A 23218-nucleotide genomic window follows, 5' to 3' on the forward strand; every position below is an offset into this window, starting at 1 on the left:
TTTCCAGGAGCTCCCATGTCCGACCTCTCGGCCTTTCCGATCGCCAGCCGCTGGCCCGCCGCCCATCCCGACCGCATCCAGCTCTATTCGCTGCCCACGCCCAACGGCGTGAAGGTGTCGATCCTCCTGGAAGAGCTGGGCCTGCCGTACGAGCCGCACCTGATCGACATCGGCAAGAACGAGACCTGGACTCCGGAATTCCTCAGCCTCAACCCCAATGGCAAGATCCCGGCGATCATCGATCCCGACGGCCCGGGCGGAAAGCCGTTCGGCCTGTTCGAGAGCGGCGCGATCCTGGTCTATCTGGCCGAGAAGACCGGCAAGCTGCTGCCGACCGATCCGGCCGCCCGCTACGAGACCTTGCAGTGGGTGTTCTTCCAGATGGCCGCCGTCGGTCCGATGTTCGGCCAGCTAGGCTTCTTCCACAAGTTCGCCGGCCGCGAATACGAGGACAAGCGCCCGCTGGAGCGCTACCGCGCCGAAAGCCAGCGCCTGCTGGGCGTGCTGGAGACCCGCCTGGAAGGCCGCGACTGGATCATGGGCGACGACTACACCATAGCCGACATCGCCACCCTGGGCTGGGTGCGCAACCTCGTCGGCTTCTACGAGGCAGCCGATCTCGTCGACTACAAGAGCCTGAAGAACGTCCCGGCCTGGCTGGAGCGGGGCCTGGCCCGTCCGGCCGTACAGCGCGGCCTCAACAGCCCGGCGCGTCCCTAGTCGGTGTCGAGGGGCGGGCGGCGACAGCCGTCCGCTCCGGCGCCATAAGGCGAGCTGTCCTTCAACGGCCGCCGATTCCCTGATGTCGCTGTTTCCCGAACTCGATGGCCCGCCGTCCGACCGCCTGTTCTTCGGGATCTTCCCTGAGCCGGCCGTGGCCGAGACCATCGCCGGCCGGGCTCGCGACCTGCGCGGCCAGCTCGGTCTTTCGGGCGCGCCCCTGACGCCCGATCGCCTGCACGTCACCCTGCATCACATCGGCGACTATTCCGGCCTGCCGCGCGGCATCGTCGCCCAGGCCCTGGAAGCCGGCGCGGCGATCGCCCAGACGGCCGCCGCGTTCGGCGTGACCTTCGACAAGGCCGCCAGCTTCAACAACCGCGGCAACAATCCCTTCGTCCTGCAAGGCGGGGAGGGGCTTGCCGACCTGCACGGCTTCCAGAAGGCGCTGGGCCTGGCCATGGCCCGTGCGGGCCTGGGCAAGCAGGTTGCCAAGCAGTTCAACCCGCACGTGACCCTGCTCTACGACCGCTCCCTGGCGCCCGAGACGCCGGTCGCGCCGGTGTCGTGGACTGTCTCCGAAGTCGTGCTGATCCACAGCCTGCTGGGCCAGACCCGGCACATCGTGCTCGGGCGCTGGCCCCTGAAGGCGTAGGGGGGCCGACCTCACCGGTCCTGCACGTTGCCCGAATGGGTCGTGTTCTGGCGCAGGTTCCCGTGCCGGCCCTGTTCGGCCAGGTTGACGTCGGCGTTGCCGGGATCGGGCGACTGCAGGTCTTCGCGGCTGGCGTGGCCTTCGATGTCGGGCTTCTGGCCCTTGAAGGCGCGCTGCTCCGGCGGGATGGGCGGGGCTTTGGACATGGCTTCCTCCGGATGGTTGTCGGGAGAAAACCGTCGGGAGCCGCCGCCTGTTCCTAGCGTCAAGCTCGCTCCAAGCTCTGGTCAGACCGTCGGTGGCTCCGGGCGCGACACCACGAAGGCCGCGCAGGAGGCCATGATCACCCCCACCAGCAGGCCCAGCCACAGCTTGGGCCGCGCCGCCAGCAGGAACACCGCCATGCCGCCGGCCATGCCGAGGCACGCGGCGATCTTGGCCTTGCGAGGAATGGCCTTGTTGGCCCGCCAGGCCCGCACCGAAGGGCCGAATTTCGGATGGTTCAGCAGCCAGGCCTCGAGCCTGGGCGACGACTTGCCGAAGCATCCGGCGGCCAGGATCAGGAACACCGTCGTCGGCAACAGCGGCAGGAACGCGCCGACGATCCCCAGCGCCGTGAAGGCGAAGCCGGCGATGAGGTAGCCGATCCGCACCCCGCGAGACGCAGCCGGTGCGCCGGCGGCGTCGATTTCGGCGCTGGGCAGCTCAGCGGAAGGCGGCGTCGACATAGGCCTGCACCCGGGAAAAGGCGGCTTTGGCGCCGGCGATGGCGCGGGCTTCGCCGGCCGTGTCGAGATCGGCCGCGTCCAGGGCGGCGGTGAACTGGCGCCAGTGGGCGGCGCGGCCGTCCGGATGGCCGGCCAGGTGGCGCGCCCCCAGGGTCTCGTCCAAACCGAGCTTGGCGGCCGCCTTGAACAGGAACGCCGCGCCCAGGTTCGAGCCCTCGGCGACGTAGAGCCAGCCCAGGGCTGTGGCCAGGTCCGGCGCCTGGTCGGCCGCGAAGGCCGGCGGCGGCAGATCGGTCAGGGCGGGCAGGCCCAGGTCCGCGCGGTCCGCCTCGATCGCCGCCAGGCGCCGGCGGCCCTCCAGGTCGGGCAGGCGCGCGGCCAGTTCGGAGCGCTGATACAGGGCGTCGATGTCGCGATGGAAGCGCAGCTGCACCTCCAGGAAGCGGCCGTAGCGCTCGCGGCTCTCGAATGGCCGGCCGGCCATGATGGTCTTGTCGAGCCGCTCGTGGGTGTCCGTCGTTCCGGCCTTGAGGCGCTTGGCGCGGGTTTCGGCGTCGGCGAGAGCGAGTTCGGTCATGGGGCGACTGTCGTCCTCCAGCGATTGAGACGCAACTGCTCTCGGTCAAATCCGTCCGCGCCGCGAACGAAAATGCTAATCCAAGGCGGACGGCCCCGACTCGCGGGCGGATTTTCTGGAGCACGGCCGGTGGCGGTGACGATCTACGGCATCAAGGCCTGCGACACGATGAAGAAGGCCCGCACCTGGCTCGACGAGCACGGCGTGGCCCATGACTTCCATGACTACAAGGTCGCCGGCGTCGACCGCGCCAGCGTCGAGCGCTGGGTGGCGCAGCTGGGCTGGGAGACGGTGCTGAACCGGTCGGGCACGACCTTCCGCAAGCTGCCCGACGCCGACAAGGCCGGCATCGACGCGGCCAAGGCCGTCGACCTGATGCTGGCCCAGCCGTCGATGATCAAGCGGCCGATCCTCGAGCGCGACGGCAAGCTGCTGGCGGGCTTCAAGCCGGAGGCCTACGGCGCCTTTCTCGCCTGAAGCGCGAAACGCCGCTTGCACGAAAGACGCGAGTTGGCGAACTTTGGGGCGACAGCCGCGGCCAACAGCGGCTAAGTTTTAGGGAAATGGCCGGCCGACTGGCGACAGGCGGCCGACAATAGGATGACTAAGTGGGCGTGACTTCGGGGCTTCCCTACGATCTGGCGATCTTCGATTTCGACGGCACGCTGGCCGACAGCGGCGCCGTGGTGCTGAAACTCGTCAATCCGATGGCCAGGATGTACGGCTTCAAGTGCGTCACCGACGAGGAAGTCGAGATGCTCCGTGGTCGTCCCAACCGCGAGATCATCAAGTATCTGGGCGTTTCGCCCTGGAAGATCCCGCTGATCGCCGCCCACGGCAAGAAGCTGATGGCCGCCGAGATCGGCGCGATCACCCTGTTCCCGGGCGTTCCGGACATGCTCAAGGCCCTGGCGGCCGGCGGCGTGCGCCTGGCCGTGGTCAGCTCCAACAGCGAAGCCACGATCCGCACCGTGCTGGGTCCCGATCTCGCCGGGCTGATCGACCACTATGGCTGCGGCGCCTCTCTGTTCGGCAAGGCCAAGAAGTTCCTCAAGGTGATCAAGACCGCCGGCGTCACGCCGGGCCGGGTGATCTCGATCGGCGACGAGACCCGCGACATCGACGCGGCCAACGCCCTGGGCCTGGCTTCGGGCGCCGTGACCTGGGGCTACGCCACGCGCCAGCTGCTGGTCGACCACACCCCGACCGTGCTGCTCGACGCGGTCGACGACATCGTCTCGCGCCTGACGGCGCAGCCCGAGGTCCAGGCCGCCGCCGTCCCGGCATGAAGGCCTTTGCGGGCCTTACGAAAGTTTCATCTCGCCGGGCGCCTCCAAACGGCGCCGCTGAAGTCTCTTCCCTGTAAGAGACGAAAGCGACAGGCTCTCGTCCAAATCATTCCAAGGGGAACGAGTCATGGACAACCTTGAGATCCTGATACCTCTGGCGCCGTTCATCATGGTCGTCTGCATCGTCTGCATTCCGCTGTGGCTGAAGAGCCGTGAGCGCCGGGAAATGCAGGCCACCGTGCGCGCCGCCATCGAGAAGGGCCAGGCGCTGCCGCCCGAGCTGATCGAGGCGATGAGCAAGGAAGTGAAACCGCCGAAGGAATCCTCGGCCCTGCGCGACATCCGCGTCGGCGTCATCCTGATCGCCGTGGGCGCGGGTCTGGCCGTGCTGGGCTTGATGCTCGGTCACGTCGAGGACGAGGCTTTGCACCCGATTCTCGGCATCGCGGCCATTCCGGCCCTGATCGGCGTCGCCTACGTCATCCTGAGCTTCTTCAACCCCAACAAGGGCGTGCGGCCTCAGGTCTGAGGCCGGACTTCCGGGGGAAGAGGGGACCTTCCATCATGGGTGTTCTACGCCCGCCCACCACAGGTCACGACGTCGAGTTGGCGGCGCTTGCCGCCACCGGCGATCGCGCGGCCTTCGGCGAGCTCGTGCGACGGCACGGCTCGGCCGTGCGCGGCCTGCTGCGCCGTCTTGGCGCCGACTCGGCCACCGCCGACGACGTCGCCCAGGACGCGTTCCTGGTCGGCTTCGAGCAGATCGCCGACTATCGCGGCGAGGGGGCCTTCGGCGGCTGGATCAAGAAGACGGCCGCGCGGCTCTATCTGCGCAAGGTCAAGCGCGACTCGCGCCTGATCTTTTCGGACACCGCGCCCGAGGAGCAGCCGCCGCCGCTCGGCGACACGCCGGGCGACCGGCTGGACCTCGACGAGGCGCTGAAGGGGCTGTCACGCGGCGAGCGGCTGTGCGTTTCGCTGTGCTACGGCGCCGACTGGTCGCACGCCGAGGCGGCCGAGGCCTTGAATATCCCGATCGGGACGGTCAAATCCCATGTCAAACGTGGTCTCGATAAACTCAGGGCCAGGCTGGCCCCGCCCACGGACGGTTCAGCACGGAGGGAAGGGCATGGTTGATCGCGACTTCGACGCCCAGCTTTCGAGGCTGTTCGCCGCCCCGCCGTCGTTTCCCGACGCCGAAGCCTTCCGCGGCCGCGTCGAGCGGCGTCTGGATCGCGGGTGGGCGATGCGGCGGATCCTGATCGGCGCGACCGGCGCCGTCGCCGGTCTCGTGGCCGTCGGGCAACTGATCACCAGCCGCTTCGCCGCCGACCTGCAGCACGCCTCCGAACGGGGCGTGACCAGCATGGACCTGGGCGTCGACAAGCTGCTGGACAGGGTCAACCAGGTCGTCGCCACCCCGGCCAGCGTCGAAACCCTGTGGCTTGGCGCGGCGCTTGCGGCTATCGCTCTGGCCTTCGCCGTCACCCGACTGGTCGAAGAGTTCTGATCCGGAGCATCGCCCCCGCCTTGCTCCGGTCCTTGAAATAGAGCCGGAGCGAGTCTTGTCCGCCCAACGCCAGGAGACGGTCCGCCGTCTCGCCGCCCCCGACATCGCCGCCCGCAAGGGCGGCGTTCCGATCGTCTGCCTGACCGCCTACACCGCCCCGGTGGCCGCCGCCCTCGACGACGCCTGCGACGTGCTGCTGGTCGGCGACTCGCTGGGCATGGTCGTCCACGGCCTGCCCAACACCGTCGGCGTGACGATGGAGATGATGATCCTGCACGGCCAGGCGGTGATGCGCGGCGCCAAGAAGGCCATGGTCGTCATCGACATGCCCTTCGGCTCCTACGAGGGCGCGCCTGAAGAGGCCTACGCCAACGCCGTGCGGATCATGAAGGAGACCGGGGCCCAGGCCGTGAAGGTCGAAAGCGGCCCCACCGTGCCCGACACCATCCGCTACCTTGTCGATCGCGGCGTGCCGGTGATGGGCCATGTGGGCCTGCGCCCGCAGGCGGTGCTGGTCGACGGCGGCTTCAAGGCCAAGGGCCGTGACGAGGAAGGCCGCCAGAAGATCCTGGCCGAGGCCCGCGCCACCGCCGAGGCCGGCGCCTTCGCCGTCGTGGTCGAGGGCGTGGCCGAATCCCTGGCCCGCGAGATCACCGACGCCATCGCCCCGCCGACCATCGGCATCGGCGCCTCGGCCGGCTGCGATGGCCAGGTGCTGGTCAGCGACGACATGCTGGGCCTGTTCGACTGGACCCCCAAGTTCGTCCGCCGCTACGCCGACCTGAAGGGCCAGATCGAAAAGGCCGCCGCCGACTACGCCCGCGACGTCCAGGACCGCAGCTTCCCCGGCGCGGCCGAGACGTACTACGCCAAGAAGGATTGATGTTTGTGTTCCCTCTCCCCCTGCGGGAGAGGGTGGCCTCCCGGAGGGAGGTCGGGTGAGGGGTCTCTCAAAACGATCCGCCGCGACGGCGGTCGGCCTTGGTGAAGCGTATGATGTTTGAGAAACCCCTCATCCGTCGGCTTCGCCGCCACCTTCTCCCGCAAGGGGAGAAGGACAAAGTTCTCGCCGTTGCGGCTTGCGCGGACACGCTATAGGTTCGCCGCCTGCGTCGAGGCCCTGGCCTCGGCGGCCTTAGTTTCAACCTCGCGTCGCGTTTCATGACCGACGCCCCGGCGCCTTCCGCGCCCGTACCGGAGCCTCGTTCGTGGTCGATGTGTTTGACGAGGTCGAAGAGCAGCTTCGCTCCGACCGCTACAAGACCCTCGCGCTGAAGTCGCTGCCCGTCGTGGGCGCGATCGCCGCGGTGGCGGTCCTGGGCGTCGGCGGCTGGTGGGGCTGGACCACCTACGAGAACAACCGCGTCGCCAAGGCGTCCGAAGCCGTCCAGGCCACCCTCGAATCCTACGAGAAGGAAGGCCCGACCAAGGCCTTCGCCCAGTTCGAAAAGCTGTCGAAGGAAGGCAACGCCGGCTACCGCGCCCTGGCCCTGATGCAGATGGGCGGCATCCGCCTCGACGAGCGCAAGACCGCCGAAGCGGTGCGCTATTTCGACGAAGCGGCCAAGATTGCTCCCGATCCTGTCATGGGTGACATAGCCCGCCTCAAATCCGCCTTCGCGCTCATGGACACGGCTCCGTATCAGGAGATCGAGTCGAGGCTGACCCCGTTGACCGGCGAGAAGAGCCCTTACCGCGTGCAAGCCAAGGAAGCCCTGGCTTTCGCCAAGCTGCAGGCGGGCAAGAGCGCCGACGCGCGTGGCGACTTCGTCGTCCTGTCCCTGCTCTCGGACGCCTCCGACGAGACCCGGCAGCGGGCTCAGGCGGCGATCCAGATGATCGACTCCGGCTCGGCCAAGGCCCTGCCGGCCGCCGTCAAGGCGGCGGCCGCCCTGCCGCCGCCCGTCCAACTCGCGCCCGGCCAATTGCCGCCGGGCCTGCAACCCCAAGCTCGATGAGCCGCCGACCCATGACTTTGAAGCGCTCCCTGCTGCTCGCCGCGATGATGTCGGCCGCAGTGTCGGTGACCGGTTGCTCGACGGTGTCGAAGCTCAATCCATTCGGCAAGGACGACAAGAACAAGAGCCAGGCCACGCAAGGCCAGCGGATCTCGGTCATCGCCTTCGACCAGAAGGTCGAGGCCGCCGAGGGCCTGAAGGGCGTCGACTTCTTCCTGCCCGAGGCCCAGCCCAAGGCCGACTGGCGCCTGCCGGGCGGCAGCCCCGAGCAGTCGGTCGAGCACGTGGCCGGCGCCAAGGACTTCGAGATCGCCTGGCGCAAGGGCTTCGGCCAGAAGGCCAACCGCACCTTCCACATCACCGCCACCCCGGTTTCGGCCGACGGCAAGATCTTCGTGATGGACGGCGAGGCCAAGATCTCGGCCGTCGACGCCGCCAGCGGCGAGACCCTGTGGCGCAAGGACCTGCGTCCCGCCGCCCAGCCGGGCAAGGGCAAGTTCCTGGGCCTGTTCAAGGACAAGGGCGACACCGAAGGCTTCGGCGGCGGCGTGGCCTATGCCGACGGCAAGCTCTACGTCTCGTCGGGCTTCCGCTTCGTGGCCCAGCTCGACGCGGCCACCGGGAAGGAAAACTGGCGCCAGCCGACCAGCACGCCGGTCCACGCCGCCCCGACCGTGGCCGACGGCCGCGTGTTCGTGGTCTCGACCGACAATGAACTGCTGACCTTCTCGGCCGCCGACGGCGTCCCGGGCTGGACCTATCAGGCCCTGATCGAGCCCGCGCGCATCCTGGCCGCCTCCAGCCCCGCGGTCAGCGGCGACACCGTCGTCGCCGGCTTCGCCTCGGGCGAACTGGTGGCCCTGCGCGCCGGCAACGGCAACGACCTGTGGAGCGAGGCCCTCAGCCGCGCCAGCCGCACCAACGCCCTGTCGGAAATCCGCGACATCGCCGGTCGTCCGGTGATCTACAAGGGCGACGTCTACGCCGTCAGCCACTCGGGCGTGTTCGCCGCCACCGACCTGCGCACGGGCCAGGCCCGCTGGAGCCTGCCGGTGACCGCCATCACCACGCCCTGGCCCGTCGGCGACGTGGTCTATGTGGTCGACAAGGCCGGCCAGGTGATCTGCGTCTCGCGCGACGCCGGCCAAGTCTATTGGATCCGCGACCTCAACGAGACCGACAAGCTCTCCAAGAAGCAGAAGAAGAAGCTGGCCAAGCACCCGCGCATCTGGTCCAGCCCGATCCTGGCTTCTGGCCGCCTGATCACGGTGTCGAGCTATGGCGAGGCCGTGGCCCTGAACGCCAAGACCGGCGCCACCGAAAAGACCCTGAAGATCGGCGCGCCGGTCCTGCTGTCGCCGATCTCGGTGGGCGACAAGGTCTATCTGGTGACCGACGAAGCCCAGCTGATCGCGATCCGCTGACCTAAACCGGGCTCCCTTCGGAGCCCGGCGCAACAGAAACCGTCCCGGGCCCGGGCTGGCGGAAACGCCGGCCCGGGCTTGTTGCTTTGCCGGGACAAGAAAAATCGACTACTGACCGCCTATGCCTTTGAAACTCGCCATCGTCGGCCGCCCCAATGTGGGCAAGTCCACGCTGTTCAACCGTCTGGCCGGCAAGAAGCTGGCCCTGGTCGACGACCAGCCGGGGGTCACCCGTGACCGCCGCTTCGCCCACGGCCGCCTCGGCGACCTCGATCTCGAACTGATCGACACCGCCGGCTTCGAGGACGTCACCGACGAAAGCCTCGAGGCGCGCATGCGCGCCCAGACCGAGCTGGCCATCGAAGAGGCCGACGTCGCCCTGTTCGTGTTCGACGCCCGCGAGGGCCTGACGCCGCTCGACAAGATCTTCGCCGAGATGCTGCGCCGCCGGAACAAGCCGGTCGTGGTCGCGGCCAACAAGTCCGAAGGCAAGCAGGCCGAGGCCGGCGCCGCCGAGGCTCACCGCCTGGGCCTGGGCGACCCGATCCCGATCAGCGGCGAGCACGGCGAGGGCATGGCCGACCTCTATGCGGCGCTGCTGGCGGTGACGCCCGCGGAGCTGCAGGAAGAGTTCGAGGACTATGACGACGACACCAAGCCGATCAAGATCGCCATCATCGGCCGTCCGAACGCCGGCAAGTCGACCCTGGTCAACCGCCTGATCGGCGAGCAGCGCCTGCTGACCGGCCCCGAGGCCGGCATCACCCGCGACTCGATCTCGGTCGACTGGACCTGGGACGGCCGCAAGATCCGCCTCGTCGATACCGCCGGCCTGCGCAAGAAGGCCAAGGTCAACGAGAAGCTAGAGAAGCTGTCGACCCAGGACACCATCCGCTCGCTGACCTTCGCCGAGGTCGTGCTGCTGGTGATGGACGCCACCCACCCCTTCGAGACCCAGGACCTGCAGATCGCCGACCTGGCCGAGCGGGAAGGGCGCTGCGTCGTCTTCATCCTGGCCAAGTGGGACCTCGTCGAGGATCCGGGCGCGACGCTGAAGGGCTTCGTCGAGCACGCCGAGCGCATGCTGCCCCAGCTGCGCGGCGCGCCGGTCGTGGCGCTGTCGGGCGAGACCGGCAAGGGCGTCGAGCGCCTGATGCCGGCCGTCATCAAGACGCACCGCGACTGGTCGACCAAGGTCAAGACCCGCGACCTGAACGACTGGCTGCAGCTGGCCATGCAGCGGCACCCGCCGCCCTCGGTCGGCGGCAAGCGCGTCAAGCCGAAGTACATGGCCCAGACCAAGGCCCGTCCGCCGACATTCGTGCTGTTCTCCAGCCGCGCCGACCAGATGCCGGATCACTACCGGCGCTATCTCGTGAACAGCCTGCGGGAGAGCTTCGACCTGCCGGGCGTGCCGCTGCGCATCACCATCAAGTCGGGCGCCAACCCCTATGCCGAGCCCGAGCAGGGGCATGTCGTGAAGGGCAAGCGGGCCTTCGAGAAGAAGGAAGCCGAGAAGGCGCGCCTGAAGGCCTCGCGCAACACGGTCAAGAAGTCGGCCCAACGGGCGGCGATCCTGGCCGAAGCCCAGGCCGACGCCAACAAGGCCGAAGCCAAGGCAGAAGCCAGCAAGGCCGACTCGAGCGCGGCCGAGGCGAGCAAGGCGGTTGCGACCAAGGCCGCCGCCCGCAAGGCGACCGCCGCCAAAGCCGATGCCGGCAAGGTCGACGCGCCCAAGGCCGATCCTGGCAAGGCCGCCGTCAAGTCGGTGAAGCCGCAGGGCCCCAAGGCCCAGAAGCGGGTCTCGACCACCCCGAGCTACAAGGTCGGGGCCAAGTCGGCCGGCGGCAAGGCCGGCGGTCCGCGCCGTCCGGTGGCCGGCTCGCGCGTGGTCCGCGGCAACAAGATCCCCGGCGGTAAGCCCAAGGGCCGCTAGTTCAAGGTTGGGAGGAGCTTAGAACTCCTCCCACTCCTGGCTCACCGCCACGGCGGCCGAACCCGAACCGGGGCGGAACGACTGGGCGATGCGGCTCTGGGCGGCAGCGACCGGGTTGGACGTCGGCCGGGCGACCGGAGCGGAACGCGGCGCCGGCTGGGCCGTCGCCGCGCCGGTGTCGAACCGCGAGACCAGCTCCGACAGAGCCGAGGCCTCGTTGCGCAGGCTGGCGGCGGCGGCGGTGGCTTCTTCGACCATGGCGGCGTTGCGCTGGGTCACCTGGTCCATCTGGTTGATGGCGGTGTTGACCTGGTTGAGGCCGCCGGCCTGTTCGTGGGCCGACTGGGCGATCTCGGAAATCAGGGTGTCGATCTCGGCGATGCGGCCGACGATGCCGTTCAGCGACTGTCCGGTGTCGCCCACCAGCTTGGCGCCGCGTTCGACCTGGGCGCTGCTGTTGGCGATCAGGGTCTTGATCTCCTTGGCCGCCTCGGCCGAGCGCTGGGCCAGGGCCCGCACTTCCTGGGCGACGACCGCGAAGCCGCGACCAGCCTCGCCCGCGCGGGCGGCCTCAACGCCGGCGTTCAGGGCCAGCAGGTTGGTCTGGAAGGCGATCTCGTCGATCACCCCGATGATCTGGCCGATCTTGCCCGAGCTCTGCTCGATCTCGCCCATGGCGGCGATGGCGTCGCGCATGATCTCGCCCGAGCGGGTGACTTCCTGGCGGGTCGTCGAGGCCGCGGTCGAGGCCGACTTGGCGCCGTCGGCGCTGCGGCGGACGGTGGCGGTGATCTCGTCGAGGGCGGCGGCCGTCTCTTCCAGGCTGGCGGCCTGCTGCTCGGTGCGCTTGGAAAGGTCTTCCGAGGCTAGGGTGATCTCGTTGGAGCCGTTGCGCACGCCGCTGGCCGAGCTGGCGATCGAGTCCATGGCCTGGCGCATGGCTTCCAGGGCGGTGTTGTAGTCGCTCTTGATCGAGGCGAAGCGGCCCTCGAAGGCGGCGGTGATCTCGGCGGTCAGGTCGCCGGCGGCCATGCGCCGAAGGTTGTCGGCCAGGGTCAGCACCACGGCGCCCTGTTCGGCCTCGGTGCGACGCAGGGCGTCGTTGGCCAGGCGCTCGTGCTCGGCCTGGGTGATGTCGGTGCAGAACTTGATGACCTTGCAGGGCTTGCCCGCGGCGTCGAACACCGGGTTGTAGGCGCCCTGGATCCAGATCTCGACCCCGCCCTTGCCCTGGCGCTGGAACTTGCCGGCGAAGAACTCGCCGCGGCCCAGGTTCAGCCAGAACTGCTTGTACTCGTTGGTCCGGGCGAAGTCCGGATCGGCGAACATGCTGTGATGGCGGCCGCGGATCTCGTCCAGCGAATAGCCCACCGTCTTCAGGAAGTTGGTGTTGGCGGTCAGGATCGTGCCGTCCAGCTCGAACTCGATGACGGCCTGCGAGCGATGGATCGCCGCGACGGTGGCCTCGAGTTCGGCGAGGCGGGCGTCGGTGGTCTCGCGACCCTTGTTGAACAGCGTGAACGGCATCGGATCAGGCCCCGGCGACAGCATCTTATGGCTGCGCTACACCTTAAGGGTGTGCCTTGATCGTTAGCCGAGACTTAAAAAACGACGTGTTCCGTAACGGCACAGCGCGTCGAATTGTCGCGAATAGGCGTTTTCGTCCGAAGAGTCGTGATGACGACGCAGCGGTGACGAAATTATCCGCAATATCCGTGCTTTCAAAAAGGGTGTCGACGCGCTGATTCTATAGTTCAGAGCGTGAAACTACACCTGACTATGCCTGGACGGGGCTCAGCCGAGGCTGGCGGATTCCTGGCCTCGATCCTTGAAGCGGACCACGCCCTTGGGCGGCTCGCGCTCGGGGCGAGCAAGGTCGATGATGAAGGGCGCGATTTCGGCCGGATCCTGCACCGTCGCCTGGTCTTCGCCCGGGAAGGCCAGGGCCCGCATCTTGGTGCGCATGGCGCCGGGGTCGACGCAGAGCGCCCGCACGGCGGTGTTCTCCATCTCGTCGGCATAGCAGTCGACGATGGCCTCCAGCCCGGCCTTGGACGCGGCATAGGCGCCCCAGAAGGCCCGATGGCTCTTGGCGACGCTGCTGGTCAGGAAGATGGCCCGGCCGGCGTCGGAGGCGCGCAGCAGCGGGTCCATGGCCCGGATCAGCCGCCAGTTGGCCGTCAGGTTGGTCGACAGGATCATGTCCCAGCCCTTGGGCTCCAAGTGGCCCACCGGCGTCAGCGGGCCCAGAACCCCGGCCGCGCCGATCAGGATGTCCAGCCTGCCAAAGCGTTGATGCAGCGCCGCGCCCAGATGATCCAGGCTGTCGGCCTCGCGCAGGTCCATCGGCACGAGAGTGGCGTGCTCGCCGGTGGCGGCCAGGATGGCGTCGTCCAGCGCCTCCAGCGCCCCTTGCGTGCGGCCCAGGGCCACGACGTGGGCGCCGGCCTGGGCCAGGCCCAGGGCGATCGCCTGGCCGATGCCGCGGGTGGCGCCGGTGACGAGGGCGATGCGGCCGGCCAGCGGCTTGTCGGTCGGGATGGTCATGAGCGTTTCCGGGGGCCTCTGACGGGCGATTGTTCTTGGCGTGGGAAGGAGATCAGGTCTCGTCGGCGGGCCTGGCGCCGTAGCGCTGGGCGATGACCGAGCAGGCCATCAGCTGGATCTGGTGGAAGATCATCAGCGGCAGCACCAGCACGCCGGCGGTGGCGCCGGGGAACAGGATGCCGGCCATCGGCACGCCGGTGGCCAGGCTTTTCTTGGAGCCGCAGAACACGATGGCCACCTCGTCGGCCTTGGAGAAGCCCAGGGCCCGGGCGCCGAACACCGTGGCCAGCATGACCACGGTCAGCAGCACGCCGCAGGCCAGCAGCAGCACGATCAACTCCAGCGGCGAGACCTTGCGCCAGAGGCCCTCGACCACGGCGGCGCTGAAGGCCGAATAGACCACCAGCAGGATCGAGCCGCGGTCGACGCGGCCGACCAGGGTCTTGTGCTTCTCGATCCACTTGCCGACCACCGGCCGGGCCAGTTGGCCGGCCACGAACGGCAGCAGCAGCTGGACGACGATCGACTGGATCGAGTCCCAGCCGCCGACGTCGCCGTGGGCGTTCATCAGCAGGCCCACCAGCACCGGCGTCAGGAAGATGCCGAACAGGTTCGAGGCCGAGGCCGCGCAGACGGCGGCGGCGACGTTGCCGCGTCCGATCGAGGTGAAGGCGATCGACGACTGCACGGTCGAGGGCAGGCAGGCCAGGAACACCATGCCCGCCGCCATGGTCGGCGACAGCACTCCGGCCTTGCTGATCGCCAGGCCCAGGAGCGGGAACAGCAGGAAGGTGAAGGCCAGGATGGTCAGGTGCAGCCGCCAGTGGGTGATCCCGGCGACCACGGCTTCGCGAGAGAGTTTCGCGCCGTGCAGGAAGAACAGCAGGGCGATGGCGATCTTGACCACCCAGCCCATGATCTCGGCGGCCTGGCCGCGCACCGGCAGGAACGAGGCCAGCACGACCATGCCGATCAGGGCCAGGATGTAGCCGTCGATCTTCAGCTTGGAGAGGACGGCGGAAACGGGATTGGCCAAGGGGCGACTCTCACAGGAGGTGTCACCCGTGTGTCCGGGCGATCCGAGCGGCCGGAGGTCAAACCAGACAGGCCGTGTAGCGGGTTAGCGCAGCTTGGGTCCCCCGAACAAGCCGGAGGACCCGAAAGGCGCGGCCTAGGCGCTGACCAGCAGCGACAGCTGCTTCTCGGCCTGGTCGTTGCGGCCTTCGGCGATCTCGCGATCGGTCAGGCGGGTGGGGTAGTCGCCGGTGAAGTAGTGGTCGGTGAACTGCGGGGCGGCCGGATCGCGCGGTGCGCAGTCCAGGGCCTCGTACAGGCCTTCGACCGACAGGAAGCCGAGGCTGTCGACCTCAAGGAACTTGGCCATCTCTTCCAGCGACTTGGTGGCGGCCAGCAGCTGTTCGCGCTCGGGCATGTCGATGCCGTAGAAGTCGGGCCACTTGATCGGCGGGCTGGCCGAGCGCAGGTGCACTTCCTTGGCGCCGGCCTCGCGGACCATGCGGACGATCTTCAGCGAGGTGGTGCCGCGCACGATCGAGTCGTCGATCAGGATGACGCGCTTGCCTTCCAGCACGGCGCGGTTGGGGCTGTGCTTCATGCGCACGCCCAGTTCGCGCACGCCTTGGGTCGGCTGGATGAAGGTGCGGCCCACATAGTGGTTGCGGATGATGCCCAGGTCGAAGGGCAGGCCGCTTTCGGCCGCGTAGCCGATCGCCGCCGGCACGCCGCTGTCGGGCACGGGCACCACGACGTCGGCCTCGACGCCGGTCTCCATCGCCAGGCGGCGACCCATGCGCTTGCGCACCTCGTAGACCGAGCGGCCGTTCACGACGCTGTCGGGACGGGCGAAATAGACATATTCGAACACGCAGGGGCGGGCGGCCGGGGCCGCGAACGGCCGCAGCGACTTCACGCCGGTATCGCTGATCACCACCATCTCGCCGTGCTCGACGTCGCGCACAAAGCGGGCGCCGATCATGTCGAGGGCGCAGGTTTCCGAGGCCAGCACCGGCTTGCCGTCCAGGTCGCCCAGAACCAGCGGGCGGATGCCCAGCGGGTCGCGGATGCCGATCATCTTCTTGTTGGTGATGGCGACCAGGGCGTAACCGCCCTCGATCTGGCCCAGGGCGTCGATGAAGCGGTCGACGATGCGGGCCTTTCGCGAGCGGGCGATCAGGTGGAGGATCACCTCGCTGTCCGAGGTCGACTGGAAGATCGCGCCTTCCTGCACCAGGCGCTCGCGCAGGGTCAGGAAGTTGGTCAGGTTGCCGTTGTGGGCGAGGGCCAGGCCCCCCGTCTCCAGGTCGGCGAACATCGGCTGGACGTTGCGGATGAAGCTGCCGCCGGCGGTGGAATAGCGGGTGTGGCCGATGGCCATGTGGCCCGGCAGGCGCTGGACCAGGTCGGCGCCGGTGAAGGCGTCGCCCACGTGACCCATGTGGCGCTCGGTGTGGAAGCGCTGGCCGTCGAAGGCGGCGATGCCGCAGGCTTCCTGGCCGCGGTGCTGCAGGGCGTGCAGGCCCAGCGCCGCGATGGCCGAGGCGTCGCGCACCCCGAACACGCCGAACACGCCGCACTCCAGGCGCAGGGTGTCGTCCTCGGGGTCACGCCAGGGCATGGACGAGAAGCGGTCGGTCGACTGGCCGATAGACGTCATCGAGATTTCTCCACCAGGTCGTCGGACTTTCGACGCTGGTCTTTATCATAGCCTTCTTCGCCACGGTCGGCGTCGGACGGTTTGTCGCTGGCGCCGTCTCGGACCGCGTCCTCGATGGCGGGAGCCAGCTTGCCGGCAAGTCCTGCGCCCTTCGGGGCGAACACCTTCAGCACCCGGGCGCTGGCGTTGGACAGCGGATAGAAGATCGACTCCGACACCCAGGCCGGCACGCGGTCGCGCGGCGTGGCCATGTGGAAGACGAGGTTGAAGACGCCCAGCACCACGAGGGCGCGGAGCAGGCCGAAGGCCAGGCCGATCAGCCGGTCCAGCAGGCCCAGGGCGCCGTCGGCGTGCAGGGTCTTGGTCAGCTGGCCGCCCAGCAGGCGCAGGGCCACGAAGGCCACGACGAAGGTGACCAGGATGGCGGCGGCTGTCGCCGCCCAGTCCGGATCCATGATGTCTCGGAACAGGGGACCCGTCAGCCGCAGGCCCAGCAGCGCCACCACGGCGGCGACGATGAACGACAGGGCCGAGGTCAGCTCCCGCGAGGCGCCCCGGAAGAAGCCGACGGCGCCGGAGACCAGCAGGATCAGTCCGGCGATGATGTCGAACGGCGTCACGCGTGCGAGCTCCAGATGTCGTTCTCGATTCTACGGACCGCGTCGGCCAGTCGCGCCGCGCCGGCCACCGGCAGGGCGCCGCCGCCTTCGGGCAGGCCCGACAGCGGTCCCAGCGCGCGGCCGAACCCCAGCTTGGCGGCTTCCTTCAAACGCGACTCCATTCGGCTCACGGGCCGGATCTCGCCGGAGAGGCTGACCTCGCCGAACACCACGCAGTCCTGCGGCAGGGCGACATCCATGGCCGAAGAGGCCAAAGCGGCCGCCGCCGCGAGGTCGGCGGCGGGTTCGGTGATCCTCAGCCCGCCGGCGACGTTCAGATAGACGTCCTTGTCGCCAAAACCAAGGCCGCAACGCGATTCAAGCACGGCGAGCACCATGGCCAGGCGTCCGGAATCCCATCCGACCACGGCGCGTCGGGGCGTTCCGTAAGCGGACGGGGCCACCAGGGCCTGGAATTCCACCAGCACCGGACGCGAGCCCTCGATGCCGGCGAACACCGCCGCGCCCGCCGCCCGCTCGCCGCCCTCGTTGAGGAACAGGGCCGAGGGGTTCTTGACCTCGCGCAGGCCGATGTCGCCCATCTCGAACACGCCGATCTCGTCGGTGGCCCCGAAGCGGTTCTTGGCCCCGCGCAGGATGCGGAACGGATAGCCGCGCTCGCCTTCGAAGCTCAGCACCGCGTCGACCAGGTGCTCGACCACGCGCGGGCCGGCGATCTGGCCGTCCTTGGTGACGTGGCCGACCAGCAGGATGGCCACGCCCTGCTTCTTGGCCAGCCGCACCAGCTCGGTGGCGCAGGCGCGGACCTGGGTCACCGTGCCGGGACCGGCCTCGTGGGCGTCGCTCCACATGGTCTGGATCGAGTCGATGACCACCAGGTCGAACTTGTCGCGCTTCAGCCCGTCGAGGATGTCGCGCAGGCTGCTCTCGGCCGCCAGCTTCACCGGCGCGCCGGCCAGGCCCATGCGGTCGGCGCGGCCGCGGATCTGCTCCACGGCCTCTTCGCCCGAGATGTAGGCGCAGGACACGCCCCGGCTCGAGGCGTTGGCGCAGACCTGCAGCAGCAGGGTCGACTTGCCCACGCCTGGGTCGCCGCCGATCAGGATCGCCGAGCCGGGCACCACGCCGCCGCCGCAGACCCGGTCGAACTCGTCGACGCCGGTCAGGATGCGGGGCGGGGCGGGGGTGTCGCTTTCCAGGCCGGTGAACTGCAGGCCGCGGTTGCGGGTGGCCTTGGTGGCCGACAGGCTGCCGGGCGCGCGCACGCCGACCTCCTCGACGAGGGTGTTCCAGCTCTGGCAGGCGGGGCATTGCCCGGCCCATTTGCTCTGGACCGCCCCGCAGGACTGGCAGGCGTAAACGGCGCCGTCGCGGGCCATGGGGTCTTCCTGATTCTCGAATGGGTGGAGACTACAGGCTGGCGCGGTCCTGCGCCAAAGCCGGACGCAGCAGGCCGTCGCCGAACCTTGTTCCCGTTTTGCGCGCGGTGCGTATAGATAACACCGGGGGGCGCAGACTCAGGATCTTTCTGGAGGCGCCTAATGTCCGTGGTCGAGCCCGGCACTGTTTCTTCTTCCGACCTGGTCGGCCGCGTGAAGCGGCTGCTGCTGTCACCGTCCGCCGAATGGGAGCGGATCGATCCGGAACCGGCCACTATCAGGGGGCTGTATGTCGGCTATGTCTGCATCCTGGCGGCCATTCCCGCGATCGCGGGACTGATCGGCGGCCAGGTCTTCGGCCACGGCATTCCCGGTCTGGTGACGGCCAGACCCGCCCTGGCCGCCGCGATCGTCGGAACCGTCGTCGCCTACGGCCTGTCGCTGCTGTCGGTGTTCCTGCTGGCCCTGATCATCGACGCCCTGGCGCCGTCGTTCGACGGTCAGAAGAACCAGATCCAGGCCTTCAAGGTGGCCGCCTATTCCAACACCGCCGGCTGGCTTGCCGGGGCTTTCAGCCTCTTCCCGCCGCTGGGGATCATCGGCGGGCTGCTAGGGCTCTACGGTCTCTACCTGCTCTATACGGGCCTGCCGCGCCTGATGAAGGCGCCCAAGGACAAGGCCGTCGGCTACACCGTGGTGACGGTGATCTGCGCCATCGTGCTGTTCTTCGCCGTCAGCCTGGTCACTGGCGCCATCGCCGGCATGGCGGCCTTCGGCGGCCTTGCCGCGGCCTCCAAGGTCTCGGGCGACAGCGGCTCGCTGACGATCGGGGGCAACACCGTCGACCTCGGCAAGATGGAGGCGGCCTCCAAGCAACTGGAGGCGGCCAACGCCTCGATCGAGGCGGGCAAGGACAAGCCGGCCACCTCGCCCGACGTGCTGAAAGGGTTCCTGCCGGGCGCCGTAGCGGGCTTCTCGCGCACCACGCTGGAGGCCCACTCGGCCGGCGCCGAGGGGGCGGGCATGTCCTCGGCCCAGGGCGACTACGAGAAGGACGGCAAGCGCTTCAGCCTGGCCGTCACCGATCTGGGCGCGCTGGCGGGCCTGACGGCCATGGCCTCGGCCATGAACGCCCAGAGCTCGACGGAAACCGAGACCGGCTACGAAAAGGCCAGCACGGTCGGTGGCCGCCTGGTGTCCGAGAAGTGGGACCGTCAGGCCAAGTCCGGCAGCTACAGCGTCGTGGTCGGCAACCGCTTCACCATCGAGGCCAATGGCGACGCCGACAGCATCGACCAGCTCAAGTCGGCCGTGGCGGCGGTCGACGCGGGCAGGCTCGAAGGCCTGGCGAAGTAATGGAAAGGGGCGGGGCCCTCAGGCCTCGCCCAGCACCACGCGGCGGGCGCGGCCGGCCAGGCGCACCAGCAGCTCGTAGCTGGTCGTGCCCGCCGCGGCGGCGGCTTCGTCCACCGGCAGGTTCGGGCCGAACAGTTCGACCATCGCCCCGGGACGGGCCGCGTCGCAGTCGGTGATCTCGACCGCGATCAGGTCCATCGACACCCGGCCCAGGATCCGCCGGCGCGCGCCGTCGAACCACACCTGGCCGGCGGGGCTGGCCGCGCGTAGCACGCCGTCGGCATAGCCGCAGGCCAGGATCGCCACGCGGGTAGTGTCGTCGGCCGTGAAGGCCGCGCCATAGCCGATCGACTCGCCGCGCGGCACGACCCGCACCTGCAGGATCGGCGCTTCCAGGGTCGCCACGGCCTTGATCCGGTCGTCGGCCACGTCGCGCGGCCCGCCGCCATAGAGGCTGATCCCCGGCCGGCACTGGTCGAAGCGATAGGCCTCGCCCAGGAAGATCCCGGCCGAATTGGCGAGACTCCGGCGAGCGTTCGGGAACAGCGCGGCCGCGTCGGTGAAGCGGGTCAGCTGGCGGGCGTTCAGCGGATGCTCCGGCTCGCCGCCGCAGGCCAGGTGGCTGATCACCAGCGAGACGTTCAGGTGCTTCAGCCGGTCCATCGAGGCCGTCAGCACCGCGGCCTCCTCGTGGCGCAGGCCCAGGCGGTTCATGCCGGTGTCGATGTGGATCGCCGCTTCCAGCACGCCCTTGCCGGCCTGGCTGTTCCAGGCCTCAACCTGCGGCAGGCTGTTGAGCACAGGGATCAGCCCGGCCTGGACCAGCGTCGGCCCCGAGCCCGGCGTCGCGCCGTCCAGCACGTGGATCGTCGCGTCCCGTTCGCCCAGCGCCTTGCGCAGGGCCACGCCCTCCGACAGCCGCGCCACATAGAAGCCGCGCGCGCCTTCGTCCCACAGGCGACGGGCGACCAGGCCCGCGCCCAGGCCGTAGCCGTCGGCCTTCACCGCTGGCGCGAGCTCGGTCCCGCCGGCCTCGGCCTTCAGCGTGGCGTAGTTGGCCGCCAGGGCGTCCAGGTCGAGGGTCAGGCGAGCTTCGGTCACGGCTGGGGAGGTAGCCGACCCGCGCGGCCAAGGCCAGTGCAGATGCTGTGGAGATATCGGTCTAGCGCGTACTCAGGAACTGCGTCACCAGGGCCTCGACGCCGCTGGCGACGATCTGCACGCCGATGCACATCAAGAGGAACGCCATCAGCCGTGACATCACCCGCGCGCCGTTGACGCCCAGCAGGGCCAGCACACGGTCCGAGGCGCGATAGAACACCCAGACCATCAGGGCGATCACCGCCACCGCCAGGCTCGCGCCCAGGAAGAACGGGGCCACCGAATGGCCCTCGGCCGGCCGCTGCGACGATAGGGCTATGGCCACCGAGATCGCGCCGGGGCCGGTGGTGAACGGCATGGTCAGCGGGAAGAAGGCCATGTCCTCGGCCCGGCTCTTGGCGGGTGAGGCGGCCTGGTCGGCCTTGCGCTCCTCATGCTCCTCGGGGGTCATCAGCAGCGCCCAGGCGCGGATGGCCACCACCAGGCCGCCGGCCACGCGCAGCGCGCCCAAGCTGACGCCGAAGAAGTTCAGCACGTAGCCGCCCAGCAGCAACGAGCCGAGCAGGATGAAGAAGGCGTAGAGCGCGATGGTCGGCGCCAGGCGCCGGCGGGTCTCGGCTGGGTGGTCGGCCAGCATCTGGTGGAAGATCAGCGCCGCCCCGACCGGATTGACGATCGAGAACAGGGCCGGAAAGGCCAGCAGGAACGCCCCGACGAAGGTCGAGACGGGCAGGGGGCTGAAGTCCATCAGGCAACCTCGTTCACGCGACGACCGACACCCTGGCCGACGGGCGTGCTCCGGGTCAAATTCAGGCGACCGAGAAGGTCGTCAGCCCCTTGGGGTGCAGCACGATATAGCGCTCGTCGTCGGCTTCATCGTCGCGATAGGCGGCTCTCAGGCTCGTCATGTACGGCGCCAGGAGCGATGCGAGCGCCGCCAGGGCGCTTTCCGGTTCTGGCGAGAAGACGAAGATGTTCATCTCGCCCTCGCCAGCGTCGTGGCCGTCCACCTCGCCAAGCTCGCCGAGGACCTCGTCGATCTGCTCTTCCAGCGCGATCATGGCGTCGTAGTCCGCCAGCGCGTCGTGCGGAAACTGGAGAACGAGCTGATAGGCCATCGCGATTACTCGTCGCTGCCCGAGCGCATCTGGTGGAAATAGTGGTCGCGGGCCAGGTTGCCGAAGCGGGTGGTGTCGCTGTTGAACGACAGGCGCACCGTGCCGATGGGACCGTGACGTTGCTTGGCGATGATCACCTCGGCCAGGCCCTGCAGCTTGTCCATTTCTTCCTGCCAGGTCAGGTGCTCGGGCGTGCCCTCGCGCGGCTCGGCCCGGCCGACATAGTAGCTTTCCCGAAACACGAACCAGACCATGTCGGCGTCCTGCTCGATCGAGCCGGATTCGCGAAGGTCGGACAGCTGCGGGCGCTTGTCCTCGCGGCTTTCGACCTGACGCGACAGCTGCGACAGAGCGATGACCGGGCAGGCCAGTTCCTTGGCCAGGGCCTTCAGGCCCATGGTGATCTGCGAGACTTCCTGCACGCGGCTGGCGTTGGAGCCCAGGTCCGAGCCGGTGACCAGCTGCAGGTAGTCGACGACGATCAGGTCCAGGCCCACCTGGCGCTTCAGGCGCCGGGCCCGGGCGGTCAGCTTGGCGATGGAGATACCACCGGTGGCGTCGATATATAGCGGCGCTTCCTGCAGCTCCATGGCCGCGTCGCGCACACGGCCGAACTCGCTGGCGTCGATCTCGCCCTTGCGGAGCTTGTCGCCCGAGACGCCCGAGGCGTCGGCCAGCATACGCAGGGCCAGCTGCTCGGCGCTCATTTCCAGCGAGTAGAAGGCCACGACCCCGCCGTTGACGGTCTTGCGGCTGCCGTCCGGCTGGGGCTCCCAGGCGTACTTCTTGGCGACGTTGAAGGCGATGTTGGTGGCCAGGGCGGTCTTGCCCATCGACGGACGGCCGGCCAGCACGATCAAGTCCGATGGGTGCAGGCCGCCGATCTTCTGGTCGAGGTCGATCAGGTCCGAGGCCAGGCCCGACATGCCGCCGTCGCGCTGGAAGGCCTCTGCGGTCATCTCGACGGCGCCGCGCAGGGCGTCGCCGAAGCTGACGAAGCCGGAGCTGGCCGTGCCGCTTTCGGCCAGGGTGTAGAGCTGCTGTTCGGCCGACTCGATCTGGTCGCGGGCCGGGCGCTTCTCGTCGCCGTGGCCGTGGGCGGCCGAGGCGATCTCGCCGCCGATGCGGATCAGGTCGCGGCGCAGGGCCAGGTCGAACACCGCCCGGGCGTAGTCGCCGACATTGGCGGCCGGCGGGGCGCGATCCACCAGGTCGGCCAGGTAGCGGATGCCGCCCAGCTCCTGGAACGCGGTGTCGTGCTTGAACTCGTCGGCCAGCAGGATCGGCTCGGCCAATTGGCCCTTGCGGATATGGGTCTCGATCGAGCCGAACAGCCGCTGGTGGAAGGGCTCGTAGAAGTGCCGCCCCTGCAGGCTGTCGGTCAGCCGCTCATAGGCCGAGTTGTCGTACAGCAGCACCCCCAGCAGCGCCTGCTCGGCTTCCAGGTTGTGGGGGGCGACAGCGATAACGGGGGCGTCCTGCGCCGGCGGGCGCAGATCAAGGGCAGGTACGAGCGACATCGTCATAAGTTAACGCGAACGCCGTCCGGGCGCGCGGACGCAGCACGGTGAACGGCCAGATGGCTGGGGATGTTCTGTGTATATCTTTCCTATGACAAACGGGGAC

General features: G+C 68.9%; 25 protein-coding genes. 12 read left to right on the top strand and 13 right to left on the bottom strand.

The genetic code is table 11. From position 1 onward, the window contains the following. Positions 1-15: 15 nt before the first annotated feature. Together I4Q42_RS05675 and I4Q42_RS05680 are read left to right on the top strand one after the other, a co-directional pair. The gene (locus I4Q42_RS05675) at positions 16-720 is read left to right on the top strand and encodes a glutathione S-transferase N-terminal domain-containing protein (protein ID WP_198575080.1); all 705 of its coding nucleotides are present in this window, start codon (positions 16-18) and stop codon (positions 718-720) included. 82 nt (positions 721-802) lie between these two features. Continuing rightward, entirely contained in the window at positions 803-1375 is a 573-nt protein-coding gene (locus tag I4Q42_RS05680; RefSeq protein WP_198575081.1) for a 2'-5' RNA ligase family protein, read from the top strand. A gap of 11 nt (positions 1376-1386) precedes the next feature. Here the strand turns inward: I4Q42_RS05680 and I4Q42_RS05685 are convergent, their stop codons facing one another. From I4Q42_RS05685 to I4Q42_RS05695, 3 genes are all read right to left on the bottom strand, one after another. Continuing rightward, entirely contained in the window at positions 1387-1581 is a 195-nt protein-coding gene (locus tag I4Q42_RS05685) for a hypothetical protein (protein WP_198575082.1), read from the bottom strand. Between the two features lie 81 nt (positions 1582-1662). Continuing rightward, positions 1663-2103: a YbaN family protein gene (locus I4Q42_RS05690; RefSeq protein WP_198575083.1), complete on the bottom strand. Its 441-nt coding sequence runs from the start codon at positions 2101-2103 to the stop codon at positions 1663-1665. Beyond that, positions 2081-2680, bottom strand: coding sequence for a biliverdin-producing heme oxygenase (locus I4Q42_RS05695; protein ID WP_198575084.1), 600 nt, complete (start codon positions 2678-2680; stop codon positions 2081-2083). Before I4Q42_RS05695 ends, I4Q42_RS05690 begins: the two co-directional genes overlap by 23 nt. 129 nt (positions 2681-2809) lie before the next feature. Here I4Q42_RS05695 and I4Q42_RS05700 point away from each other — a divergent pair, with 129 nt between their 5' ends. The 9 genes from I4Q42_RS05700 to der all read left to right on the top strand — a co-directional run bounded on the left by I4Q42_RS05700 (position 2810) and on the right by der (position 10797). After that, positions 2810-3157, top strand: a complete 348-nt coding sequence (locus I4Q42_RS05700; protein ID WP_198575085.1) for an ArsC family reductase — start codon at positions 2810-2812, stop codon at positions 3155-3157. Between the two features lie 137 nt (positions 3158-3294). Next, positions 3295-3969 carry an HAD hydrolase-like protein gene (locus I4Q42_RS05705; protein ID WP_332873024.1) on the top strand — a complete coding sequence of 225 codons (675 nt, stop codon included), beginning with the start codon at positions 3295-3297 and terminating at the stop codon, positions 3967-3969. Between the two features lie 127 nt (positions 3970-4096). Continuing rightward, entirely contained in the window at positions 4097-4498 is a 402-nt protein-coding gene (locus I4Q42_RS05710) for a DUF6249 domain-containing protein (protein WP_198575086.1), read from the top strand. 35 nt (positions 4499-4533) lie between these two features. Further along, the gene (locus I4Q42_RS05715; protein ID WP_198575087.1) at positions 4534-5106 is read left to right on the top strand and encodes an RNA polymerase sigma factor; all 573 of its coding nucleotides are present in this window, start codon (positions 4534-4536) and stop codon (positions 5104-5106) included. Next, the gene (locus tag I4Q42_RS05720; protein WP_198575088.1) at positions 5099-5479 is read left to right on the top strand and encodes a hypothetical protein; all 381 of its coding nucleotides are present in this window, start codon (positions 5099-5101) and stop codon (positions 5477-5479) included. The genes I4Q42_RS05715 and I4Q42_RS05720 overlap by 8 nt, the downstream gene beginning before the upstream one ends. A 55-nt stretch (positions 5480-5534) precedes the next feature. Further along, entirely contained in the window at positions 5535-6362 is an 828-nt protein-coding gene (gene panB, locus I4Q42_RS05725; RefSeq protein ID WP_198575089.1) for a 3-methyl-2-oxobutanoate hydroxymethyltransferase, read from the top strand. A 325-nt stretch (positions 6363-6687) separates the two neighbouring features. Further along, the gene (locus I4Q42_RS05730) at positions 6688-7437 is read left to right on the top strand and encodes a tetratricopeptide repeat protein (RefSeq protein ID WP_198575090.1); all 750 of its coding nucleotides are present in this window, start codon (positions 6688-6690) and stop codon (positions 7435-7437) included. Between the two features lie 11 nt (positions 7438-7448). After that, a complete protein-coding gene (locus I4Q42_RS05735) occupies positions 7449-8861 on the top strand; it encodes a PQQ-like beta-propeller repeat protein (RefSeq protein ID WP_408611053.1) in 1413 nt (470 codons plus the stop codon). A 121-nt stretch (positions 8862-8982) separates the two neighbouring features. After that, on the top strand, positions 8983-10797 hold the full coding sequence (gene der, locus I4Q42_RS05740; RefSeq protein WP_198575092.1) for a ribosome biogenesis GTPase Der: 1815 nt from the start codon (positions 8983-8985) through the stop codon (positions 10795-10797). An 18-nt stretch (positions 10798-10815) separates the two neighbouring features. On the opposite strand, the gene I4Q42_RS05745 is transcribed toward der, so the two are convergent. The 6 genes from I4Q42_RS05745 to radA all read right to left on the bottom strand — a co-directional run bounded on the left by I4Q42_RS05745 (position 10816) and on the right by radA (position 18017). Then, positions 10816-12324, bottom strand: coding sequence for a methyl-accepting chemotaxis protein (locus I4Q42_RS05745; RefSeq protein ID WP_198575093.1), 1509 nt, complete (start codon positions 12322-12324; stop codon positions 10816-10818). 267 nt (positions 12325-12591) lie between these two features. Next, entirely contained in the window at positions 12592-13344 is a 753-nt protein-coding gene (locus tag I4Q42_RS05750; protein ID WP_198575094.1) for an SDR family NAD(P)-dependent oxidoreductase, read from the bottom strand. A 52-nt stretch (positions 13345-13396) separates the two neighbouring features. Beyond that, entirely contained in the window at positions 13397-14380 is a 984-nt protein-coding gene (locus tag I4Q42_RS05755) for a bile acid:sodium symporter family protein (protein WP_198575095.1), read from the bottom strand. 135 nt (positions 14381-14515) lie between these two features. After that, on the bottom strand, positions 14516-16018 hold the full coding sequence (purF, locus tag I4Q42_RS05760) for an amidophosphoribosyltransferase (protein WP_198575096.1): 1503 nt from the start codon (positions 16016-16018) through the stop codon (positions 14516-14518). Then, on the bottom strand, positions 16015-16638 hold the full coding sequence (locus I4Q42_RS05765) for a CvpA family protein (RefSeq protein WP_198575097.1): 624 nt from the start codon (positions 16636-16638) through the stop codon (positions 16015-16017). Before I4Q42_RS05765 ends, purF begins: the two co-directional genes overlap by 4 nt. Further along, the gene (radA, locus tag I4Q42_RS05770) at positions 16635-18017 is read right to left on the bottom strand and encodes a DNA repair protein RadA (RefSeq protein ID WP_198575098.1); all 1383 of its coding nucleotides are present in this window, start codon (positions 18015-18017) and stop codon (positions 16635-16637) included. The genes I4Q42_RS05765 and radA overlap by 4 nt, the downstream gene beginning before the upstream one ends. A 162-nt stretch (positions 18018-18179) precedes the next feature. On the opposite strand from radA, the gene I4Q42_RS05775 reads away from it, so the two are divergent. Further along, positions 18180-19373: a Yip1 family protein gene (locus I4Q42_RS05775; protein ID WP_198575099.1), complete on the top strand. Its 1194-nt coding sequence runs from the start codon at positions 18180-18182 to the stop codon at positions 19371-19373. Between the two features lie 18 nt (positions 19374-19391). On the opposite strand, the gene alr is transcribed toward I4Q42_RS05775, so the two are convergent. The 4 genes from alr to I4Q42_RS05795 form a co-directional block, all read right to left on the bottom strand. Further along, a complete protein-coding gene (gene alr / locus I4Q42_RS05780; protein WP_198575100.1) occupies positions 19392-20474 on the bottom strand; it encodes an alanine racemase in 1083 nt (360 codons plus the stop codon). 61 nt (positions 20475-20535) lie between these two features. Next, positions 20536-21222: a MarC family protein gene (locus I4Q42_RS05785; protein ID WP_198575101.1), complete on the bottom strand. Its 687-nt coding sequence runs from the start codon at positions 21220-21222 to the stop codon at positions 20536-20538. Positions 21223-21283: 61 nt separating this feature from the next. After that, positions 21284-21592, bottom strand: coding sequence for a hypothetical protein (locus tag I4Q42_RS05790; RefSeq protein ID WP_198575102.1), 309 nt, complete (start codon positions 21590-21592; stop codon positions 21284-21286). 5 nt (positions 21593-21597) lie between these two features. Next, entirely contained in the window at positions 21598-23118 is a 1521-nt protein-coding gene (locus I4Q42_RS05795; protein WP_198575103.1) for a replicative DNA helicase, read from the bottom strand. Between the last annotated feature and the right edge of the window lie 100 nt (positions 23119-23218).

The organism is Caulobacter hibisci, assembly GCF_016135805.1.
GTDB lineage: Bacteria > Pseudomonadota > Alphaproteobacteria > Caulobacterales > Caulobacteraceae > Caulobacter > Caulobacter hibisci.